16 protein-coding genes are annotated in these 18481 nt (G+C 61.0%); all 16 read right to left on the bottom strand.

The window, feature by feature from the left end:
• Positions 1-109: 109 nt before the first annotated feature.
• The 16 genes from J3P76_RS05070 to murD all read right to left on the bottom strand — a co-directional run bounded on the left by J3P76_RS05070 (position 110) and on the right by murD (position 18478).
• A complete protein-coding gene (locus J3P76_RS05070) occupies positions 110-373 on the bottom strand; it encodes a PAAR domain-containing protein (RefSeq protein WP_434701612.1) in 264 nt (87 codons plus the stop codon).
• The gene (locus J3P76_RS05065; RefSeq protein ID WP_434701611.1) at positions 370-2748 is read right to left on the bottom strand and encodes a T6SS phospholipase effector Tle1-like catalytic domain-containing protein; all 2379 of its coding nucleotides are present in this window, start codon (positions 2746-2748) and stop codon (positions 370-372) included. The genes J3P76_RS05070 and J3P76_RS05065 overlap by 4 nt, the downstream gene beginning before the upstream one ends.
• Entirely contained in the window at positions 2736-3194 is a 459-nt protein-coding gene (locus tag J3P76_RS05060) for a DUF3304 domain-containing protein (RefSeq protein WP_434676542.1), read from the bottom strand. Before J3P76_RS05060 ends, J3P76_RS05065 begins: the two co-directional genes overlap by 13 nt.
• An 86-nt stretch (positions 3195-3280) precedes the next feature.
• Entirely contained in the window at positions 3281-3745 is a 465-nt protein-coding gene (locus J3P76_RS05055; RefSeq protein WP_434676541.1) for a DUF3304 domain-containing protein, read from the bottom strand.
• Between the two features lie 86 nt (positions 3746-3831).
• Positions 3832-4338 carry a DUF3304 domain-containing protein gene (locus J3P76_RS05050; protein WP_434676540.1) on the bottom strand — a complete coding sequence of 169 codons (507 nt, stop codon included), beginning with the start codon at positions 4336-4338 and terminating at the stop codon, positions 3832-3834.
• Between the two features lie 135 nt (positions 4339-4473).
• Complete coding sequence (locus J3P76_RS05045; protein ID WP_434676539.1) at positions 4474-5223, bottom strand: DUF4123 domain-containing protein; 750 nt, start codon at positions 5221-5223, stop codon at positions 4474-4476.
• 16 nt (positions 5224-5239) lie between these two features.
• Positions 5240-7630, bottom strand: a complete 2391-nt coding sequence (locus tag J3P76_RS05040; RefSeq protein WP_434701610.1) for a type VI secretion system Vgr family protein — start codon at positions 7628-7630, stop codon at positions 5240-5242.
• A 352-nt stretch (positions 7631-7982) separates the two neighbouring features.
• Positions 7983-8894, bottom strand: coding sequence for a UDP-3-O-acyl-N-acetylglucosamine deacetylase (gene lpxC / locus J3P76_RS05035; protein ID WP_095106092.1), 912 nt, complete (start codon positions 8892-8894; stop codon positions 7983-7985).
• 112 nt (positions 8895-9006) lie between these two features.
• A complete protein-coding gene (gene ftsZ, locus J3P76_RS05030) occupies positions 9007-10200 on the bottom strand; it encodes a cell division protein FtsZ (protein ID WP_420765420.1) in 1194 nt (397 codons plus the stop codon).
• A gap of 97 nt (positions 10201-10297) precedes the next feature.
• Positions 10298-11557 (bottom strand): cell division protein FtsA, encoded by a 1260-nt coding sequence (ftsA, locus tag J3P76_RS05025; RefSeq protein WP_003205342.1) that lies wholly within the window; start codon positions 11555-11557, stop codon positions 10298-10300.
• Between the two features lie 15 nt (positions 11558-11572).
• Positions 11573-12439 (bottom strand): cell division protein FtsQ/DivIB, encoded by an 867-nt coding sequence (locus J3P76_RS05020; RefSeq protein WP_042729561.1) that lies wholly within the window; start codon positions 12437-12439, stop codon positions 11573-11575.
• Between the two features lie 3 nt (positions 12440-12442).
• Entirely contained in the window at positions 12443-13408 is a 966-nt protein-coding gene (locus J3P76_RS05015) for a D-alanine--D-alanine ligase (RefSeq protein ID WP_434701609.1), read from the bottom strand.
• Complete coding sequence (gene murC / locus J3P76_RS05010) at positions 13405-14865, bottom strand: UDP-N-acetylmuramate--L-alanine ligase (RefSeq protein ID WP_434701608.1); 1461 nt, start codon at positions 14863-14865, stop codon at positions 13405-13407. The genes J3P76_RS05015 and murC overlap by 4 nt, the downstream gene beginning before the upstream one ends.
• Entirely contained in the window at positions 14858-15928 is a 1071-nt protein-coding gene (murG, locus tag J3P76_RS05005) for an undecaprenyldiphospho-muramoylpentapeptide beta-N-acetylglucosaminyltransferase (protein WP_434701607.1), read from the bottom strand. The genes murC and murG overlap by 8 nt, the downstream gene beginning before the upstream one ends.
• The gene (ftsW, locus tag J3P76_RS05000; protein ID WP_434701605.1) at positions 15918-17135 is read right to left on the bottom strand and encodes a putative lipid II flippase FtsW; all 1218 of its coding nucleotides are present in this window, start codon (positions 17133-17135) and stop codon (positions 15918-15920) included. Before ftsW ends, murG begins: the two co-directional genes overlap by 11 nt.
• Complete coding sequence (gene murD / locus J3P76_RS04995; protein ID WP_434701604.1) at positions 17132-18478, bottom strand: UDP-N-acetylmuramoyl-L-alanine--D-glutamate ligase; 1347 nt, start codon at positions 18476-18478, stop codon at positions 17132-17134. Before murD ends, ftsW begins: the two co-directional genes overlap by 4 nt.
• Between the last annotated feature and the right edge of the window lie 3 nt (positions 18479-18481).

Below are 18481 nucleotides of genomic sequence, written 5' to 3'. Positions count from 1 at the left end.
GGCACCAGGATTGCCAGCTGGACAATCCACAGTAGCGGCAACGCCAGCCACCAGCGGCCCCAGCGCGGTTCCCTTGGCTGGGCGAACGGCGGGTAACGCGGCGGGCGATTCATGGCTTCACCGATATAAACGACAGCGCCAAGGAGCTGACCAACGTACAACCGCAATCGCAGCGGTACCCGTCCAAGGCCAACAACTGCCCGTTGAAGCTGAACCCTCCCGCGCCTTGGGCGATGCGATTCTCGCCGTGCTTTTCGCAGCGGACCTTGTCCCCCATGCAGGACAGCGGCCGGCCAATCGCCAGGAAACGACCTTCGAGCACTTTGCCGCCGAAGGAGTGTAGAGAGTCGCCTAGGCGGATCACGGGGATCATGGCGCCACCTCCCCATCAAACTCCACCAGCACGCCGGCGAGCCGCAGCATCTCGTCGGTCCGATCGAGGCGCTGCAGATAGTCGTCCTGGGCGATCTGTTTCTTCTGCTCGATAACCACTTCGCCGATATGGCGCGTCGGCTGCAAAATCTTTTCCGCCCCCGGCAGAAACGGCACTACCGCCCCGCTGACCTGGTCGATCACCTGATAACCAATGGTCGCCGCGCCCATACCGGCCGCCACGCCACCCACCCCGCCCAGCGTGCCGCTGCGCTTGATGCCATACACCGTGGCGCCCGCCAGCACCGCCACCCCCAGCATCCGCCCGGCCACCACCACCGGAGACAGGTCACGACTGTTCTCATTGCCGAAATAGGTCATGCGATAAAAGAAGTAGCCGGCCCATAGCTCACGGGATGCCAACTTGTCGTGCATAAACCAGGCCCGTGAATCGTGGATGTGGTCATCGAACAACGCCACCAGCAGCGCCAGGCCAGGGTCCCGGCTGGGCCTGCCGAACCTGTCATCGAACAGTTGCTCGTAACGCAGCTCGCCCGCCGCCTTGATGTTGGCGTGGTCGCGCACCTCATCGTTCTCGTTGAGCAGATAGATCGTGTCGCGCATGACCACGTCCAGGACCGTACCGTACTTGCTGGTTTGTTTGCGTTCGATATCCAGATAGTCGTGCTTGAACTCAGTGGCGGCCTGGCTCAGTTGGGTCTGGTCGATCTGCGGTTCGTAGATCGGCGGGCCGGGATGATTCATCGCCGCCACGGGTTCTTTCTGGCGGTTCTTCAGCACGGTCCGTTTCTGGTCTTCATACTCGCTACGCTGTTGGTCCGTATCGTAGGCCGTGGCTTCCTGGGCCTCGGTGAAGAAAGGTTGATGCTTGTAGCTGTCGTCGTATCGATAGTGATCTTCAACCTGCTCGCGGTCATTGGCATAGCGGCCGATGCGCCAGCCGGTGATCCAGCCCAGTTGCTCGGCCAGGGTGTCTTCGACGGTGGTCGTGAGCAGCAAGGGGTGGTAGCCGTCAGTGGAAATGCTGCCCTGGTCCTCGGGCGAGGTCGTTTGCAGGGTCTGGTGGTGCCAGGCGTTGAAGCGTTCGATGACTTGAGGGCTTATATCGAATTCCTCTGCCACATCCAGCCCCAGCGCTCGCCAATGTTTCTGACTCCTCAGGCTGTCCGGCAGCACTGTTCCCGGTACCTGCAATGGCGCCCCGGCGGCGAAGGCCGCGGCATACAAATCGTGCAGGACGATCTGCGACACCAACTCATCCGTACCGCCACGCGCCTTGCCCTGGTCGTTTTTCGGGTACCCACCGCCCACATCGGAGTGCACGCCGGGGTACACCACTTCATAGGTATTGGATGGGTAGTTGCCGTCCTCGTTACGAACCGAGTCCAGTGGGAAACAGGCACGTTGTTCGAAGGCCGCCACAAAGTGCCGGCAGCATTTGACGAAATCGGGAAATGTCTTCGCGTCCGGCAAGAGCTGGGTGTCATCGGCCCAGTCCATGTGCCCGGCAAAAAAAGGCGTGACATGGGCGATACCCACCGACGCCACGGTATCCAGCAGGCCGAGGAACTCGATGCTCACCGGCAGGCCCAGTAAAGTCTGTTCCGGTTTCTCGGCCTCATCCGGCGTGTCGAACAGCTGGCTCAGCCAGCTCACGAAAGTGCGCGCTTGCGCCGCGCCGCGGGAAAATCCATAGACGAAGAGCTTGACGCCCAGGACTTCAGGCCTGGCTTGACGGACATGGGTTTTCAGGGGTTCCAGCAGGCCCTGCATGACTTGGCGCCGCCGACCAGCGCCGAAGATGCTCATCATAGGAGCTATGTACGTGTCCATGGACTCGACGGCTTTTGCTCGACGATCTTGGGACAATGGCTTTTTGATCAGGGCTGTATGCAAGGCATCAGCCAAAGAAACAAGGGCCCAATTGATACGGTTTTCGCCACCTGTGGCGAACTTCAACCCCTCCTCGCTGTAATCCAGCTCGCCGATTTCTGGAAAAGGGGTTCCGACTCCGGGCATGTAGTAGGAAAAATAGCCACGTTCTTTTGCCGGCGTACCTCTGAGCGACGCATGGAACAGCTTCGCAATATTACTGGGATGCCCTTTCTTCGTATCGTTGTCCTCGTTATTGTTGGTCCCATCAAAAAACAAACTGATGTGCAAACTGTAGCAGCACGCGGAGTGCCGCTTTTGCCCTCGGGCATTGGTCGTTCGACGAAAAGCATTTTTCTCTGCAGTTTGTTTATTGTAGTTCTCGGTCACCTTTCGCATCTCTACGGGCAGACGTCCCCCGACGGGAAAAATCGGCGGCGCCCAAGCCTTAGCCTTCGAGTTATTGACTTTTACTTCGGGCATGTGGAGGGCTCCTTTATTTCCAACAGTTCTTTAATAGGGTAATTGGGTTGACCGTATACCGCACACGCGGTAGTAACCTTGAGTCGATTACAAGTCAGGAAATGCACTTTCAGATCACAGGACTCCGTCCCCAGCCATTCCGGAATTTCTACCGTAGCGCTATGCCGCCGGTAGTTAGCCGAATGCTTGGCATATGCTTCGCGAAACTCAATTGAGGTGACCGAAGGTAATTTTGCGTGTCGATTAGGATCCACCTCCCATTCAATATAAGCCTTCAACCCTGGACGCCATTTGGTCGGCATAATGATGCAACATGAACTGCCTCCTCCCCCGTCCGCCCTATATCCGTTAACCGACAACCAATTGATCGCATTCAACGTATGGTTAACGGCTTCTATATTCCCACCCGCCATCTCGTTGTCCGGTGAAGAACACCCATGCAGCATCAATCCCAGCGAGGCATAGAGCCCCTGCGACGCCCACCTTCTGAGCACCAACAACGGCCGCACTCTGTATGCCTTCGAATTAGTTTTTATTTCGGGCATACGGCTGGCTCCTTCATCTGTTTTTTTTCTTTGATGGGATAGTTTGGCTGGCCGTACACCGCACACGCGGTAGTAACCTTGATTTGATTGCAAGTCAGGAAATGGACTTTCAGATCGCAAGACTCCGTTCCTGGCCATTCCGGCATCTCCACCATGGCGCTATGGCGCTGAAATTTTGCCTCGTGGGCAGCCCAAGCTTCTTCATCGAAACCGAAACCAGCGGTCTTTCGCTTAATTCTTGCAAAACGATTAGGATCTACTTCCCACTCGATATAAGCCTTCAACCCTGGACGCCATTTGGTCGGCATAACGATGCAGCACGAGCTGCCCCCACCGCCGTGAGCCCTATAACCATTAACTGAAAACCAATTAATTGCGCCCAAGGTGTGGTTGACGGCAGCCAAGTTCCCTCCCGCCATCTCGTTATCCGCAGAAGAACACCCCAGCAGCATCAATCCCAGCGAGGCATAGAGCCCCTGCGACGCCCACCTTATGAGCACCGACAACGGCAGCACTTTGTAAGCCCTCGAATTAGTTTTTATTTCGGGCATACGGCAGGCTCCTTCATTTCAAGCGGTTCTTTAATAGGATAATTGGGTTGACCGTATACCGCACACACGGTAGTAACCTTGATTTGATTACAAGTCAGGAAATGGACTTTCAGATCGCAAGACTCCGTTCCTGGCCATTCCGGGATTTCTAACGTTGCGCTATGCCGTTGATAATTAATCTTGTGCCTTACCATAAAAACTCGAAATTCATCGGTTCCTAAAGGCGGTGCATCCGCAAAAGGATCAGGATCCACCTCCCATTCAATATAAGCCTTCAACCCTGGACGCCATTTGGTCGGCATAATGATGCAACACGAACTGCCTCCTCCCCCGTCCGCCCTATATCCGTTAACCGACAACCAATTGATCGCATTCAACGTATGGTTAACGGCTTCTATATTCCCTCCCGCCATCTCATTATCCGCAGAAGAACACCCATGCAACATCAACCCCAGCAAGGCACAAGAACCTCGCACTATCGATTTGCGGAACATCAACTGCCTCATGGAAAAGTCCTTTTTATCAACTTCCTAAATCACGCAAAAAACCGCTTCGTCCGGAATCTTTTTTTTGCATGCGATCCGTTATGCAGCAATAGCCACCGCGACCATTGCCGGTCCTCCTTGGAACTAAAAAGCGCGGTTGCGCACATACTCGCTGAGATCGTTGAAGTAATTCTCTTTGGCTGCCTTTACGACCAGCCGATATAACAACGCGAAACGCTGCTCCTGACTTTCCTCAAGCTGATCAAATTGGCCGCTATCAAAAAGCTGCTGCGCATCGGAGATGCATCCGATCAGGTCGCATTGCTCATCACTCAGTTCGACGGTGGGCGGTATGTCGATGCGCCCCCGTGTCTGGCTGGCGCCCCGTCGCCATTGCGGCTGGCCGTCCCGATCCAGCCAGCTCCAGTAACTGACAGGGAGCAGGAATTGGAGGCGCTGTTGGTCGCTCAAGATGGAGGAAATCAACAGAGGGAAGATTCGCGGGTCGTAGTACCGCAACAAGCCTGGCTGCCCACCCCAGTTCATTTGGGACAAGGTTTGCAGGGCCAAGCTGAGCGCGTCGAAGGGCAACGGGGAGATCGCGACCAACAGCCGGGCATCGGCTGCACAGTGAGTCATGAGTTCTTCCAGCCAGGCTCGATGTTGCCAATGCGCCAGATCCAGCCGCATCAACAGCGGCGCTTGCTCCAGCAGGTTTTCCTCCGGTGTACCGGTAAACAACGAATGCCATGCTATCTCTGGCATTATTTGTTTCAGGGCCGGGATAGCGCAGCTGTCCCAGTCGGACTGGTCCAGCAAAAGGTCCACTCGCTGTATGTCCGCAGTCACGCAGACGTGTTCTATCTGCTGTTGCCATTCGCTTGGCGCTGCCATGTATGTATTCCTTATTTCAGCTTTCACGCGGAAGAATTCCCACGGCGTTTTCGCGGGCCATCTCCAGGCATTCCTTGCACACCGATTGCGGCAAATCCGCCAGTGCAAAAGATTGCCCGGCAGGCAGTTCCCAGACGTGCTGCCCCTTGAGGTTCAGCTTGCCGGGGCTATGGATATCGATTGCGCCGGTCGGGGTAATCCGAATGAACCCACCCCCACACGCCAGGGTGAGGCCATTCTTCGCCGTCACCTGCACATGCCCCTGCACCGACTGCACGGTGATGTCCTGCTGGGCTTTCATGCCCATCCCATCGCCGTGGGATTCGATGTCCAGGGGTCCTTTGCCGGAGACCAGGCGCAGGCCTTCCTGTTGGGCCAGCAGCGAGATGCCCTGGTTGGCGTGGGCCGACAGCCGCTTGGCGGCGGCGAGGTTGATTTCGTTGTGGCTTTGCAGGTACAGCGCGTCGCCGCTCTTGAGCAGCAGGCTGGCCGGGGTGACGGCGCCGATGCCCTGGGGGGCGCTGAGCAGGATGGCGGCGGCCGAAAGGTCTTTTGCGTCGGCCTGGAGTTGTTCCAAGCCGCGCAGGTCGGGTTTGCGGCTGTGGTGGGCCTGGGCGATGTCCTGCCATTCGGCCATCTGCTGTCTGGCACCTTCGACCTGGGCGGTGGCCGGGTCCATGGTGAGGACGTCGCCCTTGGCCTGGGTTTGCTCATCAGCACTGATAAACACCCCCTTGCCCGCACGAAGGGCGCCATGTCCATCGGTGCGCAACTCAAACCCTTCCCCCCGCTTCGTCTGCTCGGCATCCACCAGATGCCCCAGGTTCAACTGGCTCTTGCCGCTGTGCTCGGTGCTGAGCTTGATGTGCTCCTGCCCGCGGGTGTCGTCCATGCGTAGTTTGTTGTTGGTCGGAGTGCGCAGCACGTTGCGGCGCTCGTTGCGGGCGGTGACGGGGTCCGGGTGCCGGTCGTCGTGCAGGGCGTGGGCGATGTAGGGGCGGTCGGGGTCGCCGTGCTCGAAAGCCACCGCCACTTCGGTGCCGGCCTGCAGCGGGAAATGCAGGCCGTGGGTGTCGCCGCCGTAGGGTCGGGCCAGGCGCAGCCAGGCGCTTTCGCGGCCGGCTTGCCAGGTGTCGCGGTCGAACAGGAAGCGCACCTTGTAGCGGCCCTCGAAGTCGAGGTCAGCGTACGGCGGGTTGACTTCCGGGTGACTGACGCGGGCGGGAATGGTGCCGCTGATGCGCGGCTTGGGCGGCAGCGGTGGGCGAAAGCACACGGTTTCCGAGTAAGGAATCGCTTGGAAGGTGGCGATGAAGCTGCGGTCCCGGGCCGCTTCGGTGCGCAGGCTGACGATCACCGCGCCGAACTCGAAGGCCTGGGGCGCGCCGCCGGTGATTTCGAGCATCTGGGCCGGGGCCAGGGTGGCGCTGCTGGTGGTGCCGCTGAGGCGGGTCTGGTCATTGAGGTAGAGTTCATGGCGCAGGCGCGCGTAGAAAAAACCACTTTCGCTTTGCAGGTCCTCGTCCAGGGCGTAGCGCTCGCCCAGCACCGTGTAAGGTTCGCCGTAGTGATAGGCCTCGCCGTAGGTGCCCTTGGCGCGGCGGGTATGGTCGACCTCGCCGTCGAGGAACGCGTAGGCCTCGCGATGGTGGTAGGCGCGAAAGTTGATGTTTTTTTCCACCACCTGGTGGGCGGTTTGCAGGTGCCAGACCGCGTCCTGCTCGTTGGCGCACAAGCCGGACGGCGGGCGACACGGCAACTTGACGCCGCGCTGGTAGTGCCGCTGATCGTCGTGAAACTCCACCACGTCGATGCTCAGGCGGTCATCGCTGACCACCCGGTACCAGATGCCGACATCAGCCAGCAGGCGCTCGATGAAGGCCAGGTCGCTTTCGTCGTATTGCATGACCTGTTCACGCCGGGGGTAGTCGCGCACCACATTGAAATAGAAATGCTGGCCCCGGAAATCATGGCGCGTGCGCAGGATGTGTTCGACGATCTGCGGCACCGACTGGTGCTGGTAGATCCGAAACTGCTTGCCCCGCGCCAGCAGCGCGAAACGCGGTTGCAACGTGATTTCGTAGCGGGCTTCGTCGTTGGAGCCGGACAGGCGCTTGAACGCCGTGATCGCGCCATTGAACGTGCGCAGCGGCTTGATCTCCGGCGGCGCGAAGCCCTTGGGCGTCGGCGGTGGCGGCAGCGGGTAAAGACTGAAGTAGGCATCCCGGTTGAGCAGGTCGGTGACCACCAGGTCGCGCTCGGTGCAGGTGAATTCGATGCGGTAGTGGTAGGGCCGGCTCAGGTGCTCCTCGCCGGTGAAGGCCAGGACGTCGAGATGGGCTGTGAGGTCGCAGACGCTCAGGGTGTGGCGGCTGTGGTCGAAGAAGGTGGGCCGTTGATCAAGCATGTTGCCGATCCCCCCAGGCGTTTGCAGCCGCTTGTTCCAAGAGGGAACGTGACGGGGCAAAAACCGTGTCGGCGTCGCTTTGATTGAAATCGAGTTGGTGCTGTTCAGATCGGTCTGCTGGCATGACTTCCCTTGGTGCCCGCGTCTTACGCGGGATTGGTTTTCAAGGGCATTCAGCGTGACTTACTTCAGAGGGTTGTTCCATCGAGTAACAACGGGTTCGGCGACGTTTGGGAAGCGTCCTATAGGGGAATATCGCAATCCCTTAGGAAATGACCCACACGGGGTTCATTGCCGCCATAAAAAAGGGCCACCCGAAGGCAGCCCTTAAAAAACTAGAGAGGTTTTTTGCTTACACGGCCGCGACAGGACGCATGTAAGAGATGGGTGCGGTGCTGGCGTCTTCGAACGTCACGACTTCCCAAGCATCTTTCTGCTCAATCAACTTGCGCAGCAGCTGGTTGTTCAGTGCGTGGCCGGACTTGAAGCCCTTGAACTCACCAATCAGGCTATTGCCCAGCAGGTAGAGGTCGCCGATTGCATCGAGGATCTTGTGCTTGACGAATTCGTCTTCATAACGAAGGCCGTCTTCGTTCAACACGCCATCGGAGTCGACCACGATCGCATTTTCAACGCTGCCGCCGAGTGCGAGGTTGTGCTTGCGCAGGTACTCGATGTCACTCATGAAACCGAAGGTACGGGCGCGGCTGACTTCTTTTACGAACGAAGTGCTGGAAAAATCCACGCTTGCACTCTGGGTGCGGTCACGGAAAACCGGGTGATCGAAATCGATCTCGAAGCTCACCTTGAACCCTTCGAAAGGGACGAAAGTGGCGCGCTTGTCGCCGTCTTCCACTGTCACTTCCCGCAGGATGCGGATGAATTTCTTGGCCGCGTCCTGCTCTTCCAGGCCAGCCGATTGAATCAGGAATACGAAGGGTCCGGCACTGCCATCCATGATCGGGACTTCGGACGCGGAGAGCTCGACGTAGGCGTTATCGATGCCCAGGCCAGCCATGGCCGAGAGCAAATGCTCCACCGTGTCCACTTTGACGTCACCGTTGACCAGTGTGGTCGACATAGTGGTTTCACCGACGTTTTCCGCGCGAGCAGGAATCTGCACCACAGGGTCGAGGTCGGCACGACAAAACACGATGCCGGTGTCGACAGGCGCGGGCTTGAGGGTCAGGTAGACCTTCTCGCCGGAGTGCAGGCCGACACCTGTGGCACGGATAATATTCTTCAGGGTGCGTTGTTTAATCATGGCATGGGCCGCTTCAGCGCAAATTGCGAACTGGTATCAACAAAGGCTGGCGATGATAGCAGACCAGACCTTTGCTGAACACCAATCACCCGTATACCCCTGATACATTCCATCAATCGGCCTGACGACGCAGGAAAGCCGGGATGTCCAGGTAATCCAGATCATCTTGCGGATTCATCTTCGCGGCAGTCGCAGCACCCGCCTGGGCCTGGTTGCGCATGACGGTCGGACGGTCCAGGTCACGGTAGTTCACCGCAGGCGTTTCCTGACGAGCGGCAGCTGGCTGCTGTGGCTGCGAAGCCATGGCAGTCTGCACGGTGTTGTCGATCACCTTCATCGGCTTCTCGATTTTCGCGCCCAGGCCAGTGGCAACCACGGTCACGTGCAGCTCGTCACGCATGTCCGGATCGATCACGGTGCCGACCTTGACCATCGCGTGGTCGGAAGCGAATGCCTCGATGATGCTACCCACGTCGGAGTACTCGCCCAAAGACAAGTCCGGACCGGCGGTGATATTCACCAGGATGCCGCGGGCGCCCTGCAGGTTTACATCTTCCAGCAGCGGGTTGCGGATGGCCGCTTCGGTGGCTTCGCGAGCACGGTTCGGACCGCTGGCGCAGCCAGTGCCCATCATTGCCATGCCCATTTCGGACATCACGGTGCGCACGTCGGCAAAGTCGACGTTGATCATGCCTGGACGCTTGATGATGTCGGAGATACCGCGAACGGCACCGGCCAGTACATCGTCAGCCTTGGCGAAAGCCGACAGCAGGCTTGCGTCTTTACCCAGGATGGTCAGCAGCTTCTCGTTGGGGATGGTGATCAACGAGTCGACGCTTTCGCTCAGCGCGCGGATGCCTTCATCGGCGATCTGCATGCGCTTGCGGCCTTCGAACGGGAACGGACGGGTCACCACCGCAACGGTGAGGATGCCCATTTCCTTGGCCACTTCGGCAATGATCGGCGCTGCACCGGTACCGGTACCACCGCCCATGCCCGTGGTGATGAACACCATGTTGGTGCCGGCCAGGACTTCAGCGATGCGCTCGCGGTCTTCCAGGGCAGCCTGACGGCCAACCTCGGGATTCGCGCCGGCACCCAGGCCCTTGGTCACGCCGGTGCCCAGTTGAAGGATGGTCCGCGCGCCGATGTTTTTCAGCGCTTGAGCATCGGTGTTGGCGCAGATGAATTCGACGCCTTCGATGTTGCTCTTGACCATGTGGTTGACAGCGTTGCCGCCGCCACCGCCGACACCGATTACTTTGATAACCGGGCTAGCGGGGATGTTGTCTACGAGTTCGAACATGTTCCCTCTCCTTTCATTCTCTAGTTTTTTCGCCTACTGCGTTTTATTGCCGTCTTGCAACGCCGAGCCTGAAACCCGGCGCCTGAAGCTTGAATCTTTAGAAATTGCCTTTCACCCAGGCCTGGAGCCGCTCGAACAACGGAGCCTTGGGCTCGTCGCTGCTGTAGCTATCGCGGCTGCCAATCCCTGAGAACGAGATCCCGTCGGATTGCTTCTGCAGGCCGTACATCAACAGGCCCACGCCGGTGGAATAGATCGGGTTGCGGACCACGTCGTCCAGCCCCTTGACGCCATGCGGCACGCCCAGGCGCACCGGCATGTGGAAAATCTCTTCGGCCAGCTCGACCGCGCCTTCCATCTTCGACGTACCGCCGGTCAGCACGATGCCGGCCGGGATCAGGTCTTCGTAGCCACTGCGACGCAGTTCGGCCTGGATCAGCGTGAACAACTCGTCGTAACGCGGCTCGACCACTTCGGCCAGCGCCTGGCGCGACAGTTCGCGCGGCGGACGGTCGCCGACGCTCGGCACCTTGATGGTTTCACCGGCACCGGCCAGTTTCGCCAGGGCGCAGGCGTAGCGGATTTTGATTTCCTCGGCGTACTGGGTCGGGGTGCGCAGCGCCATCGCGATGTCGTTGGTCACCTGATCGCCTGCGATCGGGATCACGGCCGTGTGGCGAATCGCGCCTTCGGTGAAGATCGCGATGTCGGTGGTGCCGCCGCCGATGTCCACCAGGCATACGCCCAGCTCTTTCTCGTCGTCGGTCAGCACCGAGTACGCCGAGGCCAGCTGCTCGAGGATGATGTCGTCGATTTCCAGGCCGCAGCGGCGCACGCATTTCTCGATGTTCTGCGCGGCGTTCACCGCACAGGTCACCACGTGGACCTTGGCTTCCAGGCGCACGCCCGACATGCCCAGGGGCTCGCGCACGCCTTCCTGGTTATCGATCACGTAGTCCTGCGGCAGGGTGTGCAGCACGCGCTGGTCGGCCGGAATCGCTACGGCCTGGGCCGCGTCGAGTACGCGCTCGAGGTCGGCGGAGCTGACTTCGCGATCACGAATCGCCACGATGCCGTGGGAGTTCAGGCTGCGGATGTGATTGCCCGCCACGCCGACGAACGCCGAGTGGATCCGGCAACCGGCCATCAGCTGCGCTTCTTCGATGGCGCGCTGGATCGATTGCACGGTGGACTCGATGTTCACCACCACGCCTTTTTTCAAGCCGCGGGACGGGTGTGTACCGATTCCGACGATGACCAGCGTGCCGTCGTCCGCGACCTCGCCTACCAGCGCAACCACCTTGGAAGTGCCGATATCCAGACCGACGATCATTTTCCCGCTTTGCACGTTTGCCATGGGTCCTGCCTCTTCTTAATTCTTCGCGACGGCGGGTTCGGCCGTCGTCGGCGCTACAGGTTCCCGCCAGCCAACAGCGAGGCCGTTGGCGTAGCGCAGATCGATGCGCGCAATGTTCGTAATCTGTTCTTTGAGCGTCTTGTCATAGATGGCGATGAAGCGGCGCATCTTTTCCACCAGGTTGCCGCGCCCGAGCAGCAGCTCGATGCCCGGCCCCGAGCTGCCCGCGCCAGTGGTCAGGAACCAGCTGCCGCGTTCACGCAATTCCAGGCGCGCGATGGAGAAGCCCAATGGCCGCAACATCTGGCTCAACACCTGGTATTGCTGCATCACTTGTTGCTGGGCCCGCTGTGGACCGAACAGTTGGGGCAAATGTTCATAATTGGCCAGTTCCCGTGGCGTAAACGCCTGGCCCTGGTTGTTCAACAGCGACTCGTCGCCCCAACGGGCCACCGGCAATTGCTCTTCCAGGCGGATCGACACCTGGTCCGGCCACACTCGCCGGACTTCGGCGTGGGCGATCCAGGGCATCTGCTCCAGTTCCGTGCGCATGCCCGCCAGGTCGATGGTGAAGAAGCTCGACGCGACGAACGGGGCAATCCGCTGCTGCACCGCCTGCTGGCTGATGTAGCTCAGGTCGCCCTGGACATTGATCCGGGCAATCGGCCGGTCGGCATAAGGCAGCAACCGTTGCGCGCCTTCATACGTACCGAACCCCAACGCCACCAGCAGCACCGGCCAGAACAGGCTCTTGAGAAAACCAAAATTGGCTTTCGGCAAGCGCGCCGACATCGGCTCTTTGGCCACCATTCGGCTGGCACCCCGCGGCACCGGCTTGCGACCGGGTGCGGATGGCTGATGACGAAGCGATGCGCCTTGCATGGCTTAACCTCTTGGCTCTTGATGGCCGACACTGGCAGCCAGGATCGCCAGCACCAGTTGCTGGAAATCCAGGCCGGCGGCACGCGCCGCCATCGGCACCAGGCTGTGATCGGTCATGCCGGGGGCGGTGTTGACTTCCAGGAACCAGAACTGCCCATCGGCGTCCTGCATCACGTCCGCCCGGCCCCATCCGGCGATGCCCAGCGCCTCACAGGCCTTGGCCGTGAGGTCCATCAGTTCTTTTTCCTTGGCGGCATCCAGCCCGCAGGGAATGCGGTACTGGGTGTCATTGGCGATGTACTTGGCGTCGTAGTCGTAGAACGTGTGGGGCGTGCCCAGGGCAATCGGGGGCAACACCTGATCACGCAGGGTGGCGATGGTGAACTCCGGACCGGTGATCCATTGCTCGACCAACACTTGCGAATCGTAGGAACTGGCGTCCTTCCAGGCTGCGGTCAACTCAGGCAGCGAATTCACTTTCGCCATGCCAATACTGGAACCTTCATGGGCCGGTTTGACGATCAAAGGAAAGCCCAGTTCCGTGGCCGCCGAAATACAATCGGCCTCGCTGGCGAGCACGGCGTGACGCGGCGTCGGAATGCCGAGGCTGTGCCAGACCTGCTTGGTGCGCAGCTTGTCCATCGCCAGGGCCGACGCAAGGATGCCGCTGCCGGTGTAGGGAATGCCCACGCATTCGAGCAGCCCTTGCATGCTGCCGTCTTCGCCGCCGCGACCGTGGAGAATGATGAACGCACGGTCGATTTTTTCGCTCAGCAGGCGCTGCAGGAAATCGTCGCCCACGTCGATGCCGAAGGCGTCGACGCCAGCGCTCTGCAAGGCTTGCAACACGGCGTTACCGGACTTGAGGGACACCTCGCGCTCGGCACTCTTGCCGCCGAACAGCACGGCGACGCGGCCGAAGGCTTTCGGGTCAAGGGTCGAGGCCAGGTTGGCGTATGCAGCAGTCATTTCAGTTTCCCCTCGCTGGAGGCCACGATGGCTCCGGCGAATAACGGACTATTCAACAATTTCGGGGCCAGGCCACCGATGTCACCCGCGCCCTGGCACAGCAGGATGTCCCCAGCGCGCAGCAATGGCTTGACCAGCGGCGCGAGGTCCACGCCACGGTCGATGTAGATCGGGTCCAACTGGCCACGCTGGCGGATGCTGTGGCACAGCTGGCGGCTGTCGGCGCCGGGGATCGGCTCTTCGCCCGCCGGATAGACTTCCATCAACAGCAGCACGTTGGCATCGGCCAGGACCTGGACAAAATCGTCGTACAGGTCGCGGGTGCGGCTGTACCGGTGCGGTTGATAGACCATCACCAGACGCCGCTCCGGCCAGCCACCGCGCACGGCCTTGATCACCGCCGCGACTTCGGTCGGGTGGTGGCCGTAATCGTCCACCAGCATCACGTTACCGCCGTCCACCGGCAGCTCGCCGTAGACCTGAAAACGTCGGCCCACGCCCTGGAAGCCCGACAAGCCCTGGACGATGGCTTCGTCGCTGACGCCTTCGTCGGTGGCTATGCAGATGGTGGCCAAGGCATTGAGCACGTTGTGGTTGCCGGGCATGTTCACCGAGACGTCCAACGGCTCGCGGTCAGGACGCAACACGGTGAAGAAGGTCTGCATGCCCTTCTGGCGCACATTGATGGCGCGCACATCGGCTTCTTCCCCAAAGCCGTAGGTCACGGTTGGGCGCTTGATCAGTGGCAGGATTTCACGAACCACCGGGTCGTCCAGGCACACCACGGCCAAACCATAGAACGGCAGGTTGTGGAGGAACTCGACGAAGGTTTTCTTCAGTTTGTTGAAGTCGCCGTCGTAGGTCGCCATGTGGTCGGCGTCGATGTTGGTCACCACGGCCACCAGCGGTTGCAGGTGCAGGAAACTCGCATCGCTCTCGTCGGCTTCGGCGATCAGGTAGCGGCTGGTTCCCAGCTGGGCATTAGTGCCCGCGGCATTCAGGCGACCACCGATCACAAAGGTCGGGTCCAGGCCACCGGCGGCGAACACCGAGGCGATCAGGCTGGTGGTGGTGGTCTTGCCGTGGGTGCCGGCGACGGCGATGCCGTGGCGATAACGCATCAGCTCGGCCAGCATCTCGGCCCGTGGCACCACGGGAATACGACGTTCCAGGGCGGTGGCAACCTCCGGGTTGGAGGTGTTCACGGCGCTGGACACCACCAGCACGTCGGCATTGGCGGCGTTCTCGGCACGGTGGCTGATAAAGATCTGCGCACCGAACGATTCCAGGCGTTCGGTGACCGGGGAAGCCTTCAGGTCGGAACCCGAGACCTGGTAACCCAGGTTCAGCAACACCTCGGCGATCCCGCACATGCCCACGCCGCCGATACCGACGAAGTGGATGCGACGGATGCGGCGCATTTCCGGTTGTGGCATGGCTTTGCGATTCTCAACCATGGGCCACCTCCAGGCAGGTGTCGACCACTTGGGCCGTGGCATCGGGTTTGGCCAGGCGGCGCGCGGCGCGAGCCATGTCTTCGAGTATTTGCGGCTGCATCAAGACCTCTGTCAGGCGCGCGGCAAGATCCGCGGCGCCAGTCGTTCTTTGCGGCATCAGGAAGGCAGCGCCTTCACGGGCCAAATAATCGGCGTTGCGAGTCTGGTGATCGTCGATGGCATGGGGCAAAGGCACCAGCATCGAGGGCAGACCGGCGGCAGCCAGTTCACTGATGGTCAGCGCGCCTGCGCGACAGACCACCAGGTCGGCCCAGCCATAGGCCTGGGCCATGTCTTTGATGAAGGGCTGCACTTGCGCCTCGACGCCAGCGGCGCGATAGCGTTCGGCAGTCACTTCATCGTGGTTTTTGCCGGCCTGGTGAAACACTTCCGGCCGCAGTTCGGGGGCAACCTGCGACAGGGCTTCGGGCAGCAGCTTGTTCAACGGTTCGGCCCCCAGGCTTCCGCCCAGGACCAGCAAACGCGCCTTGCGTCCGGCCAGGGCCGGGCGCGGTGCAGCGAGGAACAGCTCCGTACGCACGGGATTACCCGTGGTGCGACGGCTGCCCGACAGGGTAAAGGTGTCCGGGAAGGCTTCACATACCCGGGCGGCCAACGGCACCAATAACCGATTGGCGGTACCGGCCACGGCATTCTGCTCGTGGACGATCACCGGCACACCGGCCAGTTTTGCCGCAACACCGCCGGGGCCGGTCACATAGCCACCAAAACCGACCACGCACACCGGCCGCAGCCGACGAATGATCGCCCGCGCCTGCCAGACCGACTTGAGCAGCATCAGCGGCGCCTTGAGCAGCGACAGCTTGCCTTTGCCCCGCAGGCCGCTGGCATTGATCCGGTGCAGCTCCAGGCCAGCGGCGGGCACCAACTCATTCTCGATGCCCCGTGGCGTACCCAGCCAATGCACGGTGTAGCCGCGCGCCTGGAACTCCCGGGCACAGGCCAGCGCCGGGAACACATGCCCGCCGGTACCGCCCGCCATGATCAGCACGTTAGCGCCCATGAGTCGGCTCCTCGGCGAAGTCGCTCTCCTGGAAATCCATCTCTTCGCTGCCCAAGTGGGTTCGGCTCTCCCATTCGATGCGCAGCAACAGGCCAAGACAGGCACAGCAGATCACCAGGGAGCTGCCGCCATAACTGAGGAACGGCAGCGTCAGGCCCTTGGTCGGCAACAGGCCGACGTTCACGCCGATGTTGATCAGGAACTGGCCGATCCACAGGAACGACAGGCCATACGCCACATACGCGGCGAAGAACTGCTTGGCCTTCTCGGCCCACAAGCCGATGTACATGCCGCGCACGCAGACGAACACGAACAGTGCAACGGTGCACAAGGAGCCCACGACGCCGAGTTCTTCGGCCAGTACCGAAAACACGAAGTCGGTATGCGCTTCCGGCAGATAGAACTGCTTCTGCACACTGTTGCCCAAGCCCACGCCCAGCCACTCGCCACGGCCGAAGGCGATCAAGGCCTGGGTCAATTGATAGCCGGAACCGAACTGGTCGGCCCACGGATCGGTAAACGTGATCAGACGCGCCATTCGATACGGTTGTGCCTGCACCAGCACGGTCACCGCCGCCACGGCCAGCGCCACCATCAGGATGAAGCGGAACAGCCCGACCCCACCGAGAAACAGCATCGCCGCAGCCGCGCCCATCATCACTACCGTGGCGCCGAAGTCCGGCTCCATCAGCAACAGGCCTGCCATGGGCAGCAACACGATGAATGGCTTGAAGAAGCCCATCCAGCTTTCGCGCACTTCCTTCTGGCGACGCACCAGGTAACCGGCAAGGAAAATCACCACGAAGACCTTGGCGATTTCCGAAGGCTGGACGTTGAAAAAACTGAAGCCGATCCAGCGCATCGAGCCGTTGACCTCGCGGCCGATGCCCGGCACCAATACCATGACCAGCAGGCCGAAGGCCCCCAACAGCATCATCCAGCCCAGGCGTTGCCAAGTGGCGATCGGCACCATCATGGTCACGATGCAGGCACCCAGGCCGATCACCAGGTAAATCAGATGGCGGATCATGTGGTAAAGCGTGTTGCCCGACTGAACGGCAGCCACTTCCGACGACGCAGAGGTGATCATCACCAGGCCCAGGCCGAGCAATGCCAGGCAACCGGCGAGCATCGGGAAATCGAGGTCGATGCCACGGCCGGTGATCAGCGGCGACGGGTACGGCTTGATGATGTTCAGCAAGCTCATGCCAAGTCCTCCACGGCCTGGGCGAACTGGCGCCCGCGCTCTTCGTAGTTCTTGAACATGTCGAAACTGGCGCAGGCCGGCGACAACAGGACGGCATCGCCCGCTTGCGCGAGGGCGCGGCATTGCTGCACTGCCTCATCCAGCGAAGCGACACGAACCAGCGGCACCGCATCGCCCAACGCCTGGGCGATCAGTTCGCGGTCGCGGCCCATCAGCACCACGGCACGGCAATTGGCGGCCACGGGGCCGCGCAGGTCCTTGAAGTCGGCGCCCTTGCCGTCACCACCGGCGATCAGCACGAGCTTGCCGTCGATGTCCGCGCCCAGGCCTTCGATGGCCGCCAGCGCGGCACCGACATTGGTGGCCTTGGAATCGTTGTACCAGGCCACGCCATCCAGATCGCGCACCCATTGGCAGCGGTGTTCCAGCCCTGCGAACTGGCGCAAGGCCGAGAGCATGGCGTCGAACGGCAGACCGACCGCGTGGCCCAGGGCCAGCGCCGCAAGGGCATTGGCCTGGTTGTGGGCGCCGCGGATTTTCAACTCACGCACTGGCATTAGGTTCTGGAATTGGAAAGCGAGGTATTTTTCGCCGTTCTCTTCACGCAAGCCGAAGCCTTTGAAATCCGGAACACCCAAGCCGAAGGTCCAGCACGGCAGCCCTTCACCCATCAGCGGACGGGTCAACGCGTCCTGGCGGTTGAACACGACCTGGCGGGCGCCACGGAAAACCCGGTGCTTGGCCAGGTGATACGCCGGCAGGCCGCTGTAGCGGTCCATGTGGTCTTCGCTGATGTTGAGCACCGTCGCCACTTCGGCGCCGAGATGGTCGGTGGTCTCAAGCTGGAAGCTCGACAGTTCCATGACATACAGCTCGATGTCATCGCCGAGCAGGTCCAGGGCCGGGGTCCCCAGGTTGCCGCCCACGGCGACGCGCTTGCCGGCCGCCGCGGCCATTTCACCGACCAGAGTGGTCACGGTGCTTTTCGCGTTGGAGCCGGTGATGGCGACAATCGGCGCCTTCGCGTTGCGGGCGAACAGCTCGATGTCGCCGGACAGTTTCACGCCTCGGGCAGCCGCAGCCTGCAGCGCCGGAGTCGCCAGGGCCAGGCCGGGGCTCACGTAGAGCTCATCGGCGCGGCACAGGAACTCGACGTCCAGCTCGCCACAACGCACGTCCACCTGCGGATAGTCACGGCGCAGCGTGGCCAGCTCAGGGGGATTTTCCCGCGTATCGGCCACGGCAAACGACACGCCCCGGTTCGCCAGGAAGCGAACCAGGGACATGCCGCTCTTGCCGAGGCCGACAACGATGCGGAAGTGGTCAGAAGCGATCAGGGACACTCG

Origin of the sequence: Pseudomonas sp. D1-36, from assembly GCF_051132205.1 — a bacterium.
In the GTDB taxonomy this organism is placed as follows: domain Bacteria; phylum Pseudomonadota; class Gammaproteobacteria; order Pseudomonadales; family Pseudomonadaceae; genus Aquipseudomonas.
The sequence above is the reverse complement of the archived record's forward strand: the minus strand, read 5'-3'. Positions and strand labels throughout refer to the sequence as shown.

What these genes read in the sequence shown, in the direction of transcription:
- J3P76_RS05070 (WP_434701612.1), bottom strand. Translation starts at nt 373, where the DNA reads ATGATCCCCGTGATCCGCCTAGGCGACTCTCTACACTCCTTCGGCGGC.
- J3P76_RS05065 (WP_434701611.1), bottom strand. Translation starts at nt 2,748, where the DNA reads ATGCCCGAAGTAAAAGTCAATAACTCGAAGGCTAAGGCTTGGGCGCCG.
- J3P76_RS05060 (WP_434676542.1), bottom strand. Translation starts at nt 3,194, where the DNA reads ATGCTGCATGGGTGTTCTTCACCGGACAACGAGATGGCGGGTGGGAAT.
- J3P76_RS05055 (WP_434676541.1), bottom strand. Translation starts at nt 3,745, where the DNA reads ATGCTGCTGGGGTGTTCTTCTGCGGATAACGAGATGGCGGGAGGGAAC.
- J3P76_RS05050 (WP_434676540.1), bottom strand. Translation starts at nt 4,338, where the DNA reads ATGTTCCGCAAATCGATAGTGCGAGGTTCTTGTGCCTTGCTGGGGTTG.
- J3P76_RS05045 (WP_434676539.1), bottom strand. Translation starts at nt 5,223, where the DNA reads ATGGCAGCGCCAAGCGAATGGCAACAGCAGATAGAACACGTCTGCGTG.
- J3P76_RS05040 (WP_434701610.1), bottom strand. Translation starts at nt 7,630, where the DNA reads ATGCTTGATCAACGGCCCACCTTCTTCGACCACAGCCGCCACACCCTG.
- lpxC (WP_095106092.1), bottom strand. Translation starts at nt 8,894, where the DNA reads ATGATTAAACAACGCACCCTGAAGAATATTATCCGTGCCACAGGTGTC.
- ftsZ (WP_420765420.1), bottom strand. Translation starts at nt 10,200, where the DNA reads ATGTTCGAACTCGTAGACAACATCCCCGCTAGCCCGGTTATCAAAGTA.
- ftsA (WP_003205342.1), bottom strand. Translation starts at nt 11,557, where the DNA reads ATGGCAAACGTGCAAAGCGGGAAAATGATCGTCGGTCTGGATATCGGC.
- J3P76_RS05020 (WP_042729561.1), bottom strand. Translation starts at nt 12,439, where the DNA reads ATGCAAGGCGCATCGCTTCGTCATCAGCCATCCGCACCCGGTCGCAAG.
- J3P76_RS05015 (WP_434701609.1), bottom strand. Translation starts at nt 13,408, where the DNA reads ATGACTGCTGCATACGCCAACCTGGCCTCGACCCTTGACCCGAAAGCC.
- murC (WP_434701608.1), bottom strand. Translation starts at nt 14,865, where the DNA reads ATGGTTGAGAATCGCAAAGCCATGCCACAACCGGAAATGCGCCGCATC.
- murG (WP_434701607.1), bottom strand. Translation starts at nt 15,928, where the DNA reads ATGGGCGCTAACGTGCTGATCATGGCGGGCGGTACCGGCGGGCATGTG.
- ftsW (WP_434701605.1), bottom strand. Translation starts at nt 17,135, where the DNA reads ATGAGCTTGCTGAACATCATCAAGCCGTACCCGTCGCCGCTGATCACC.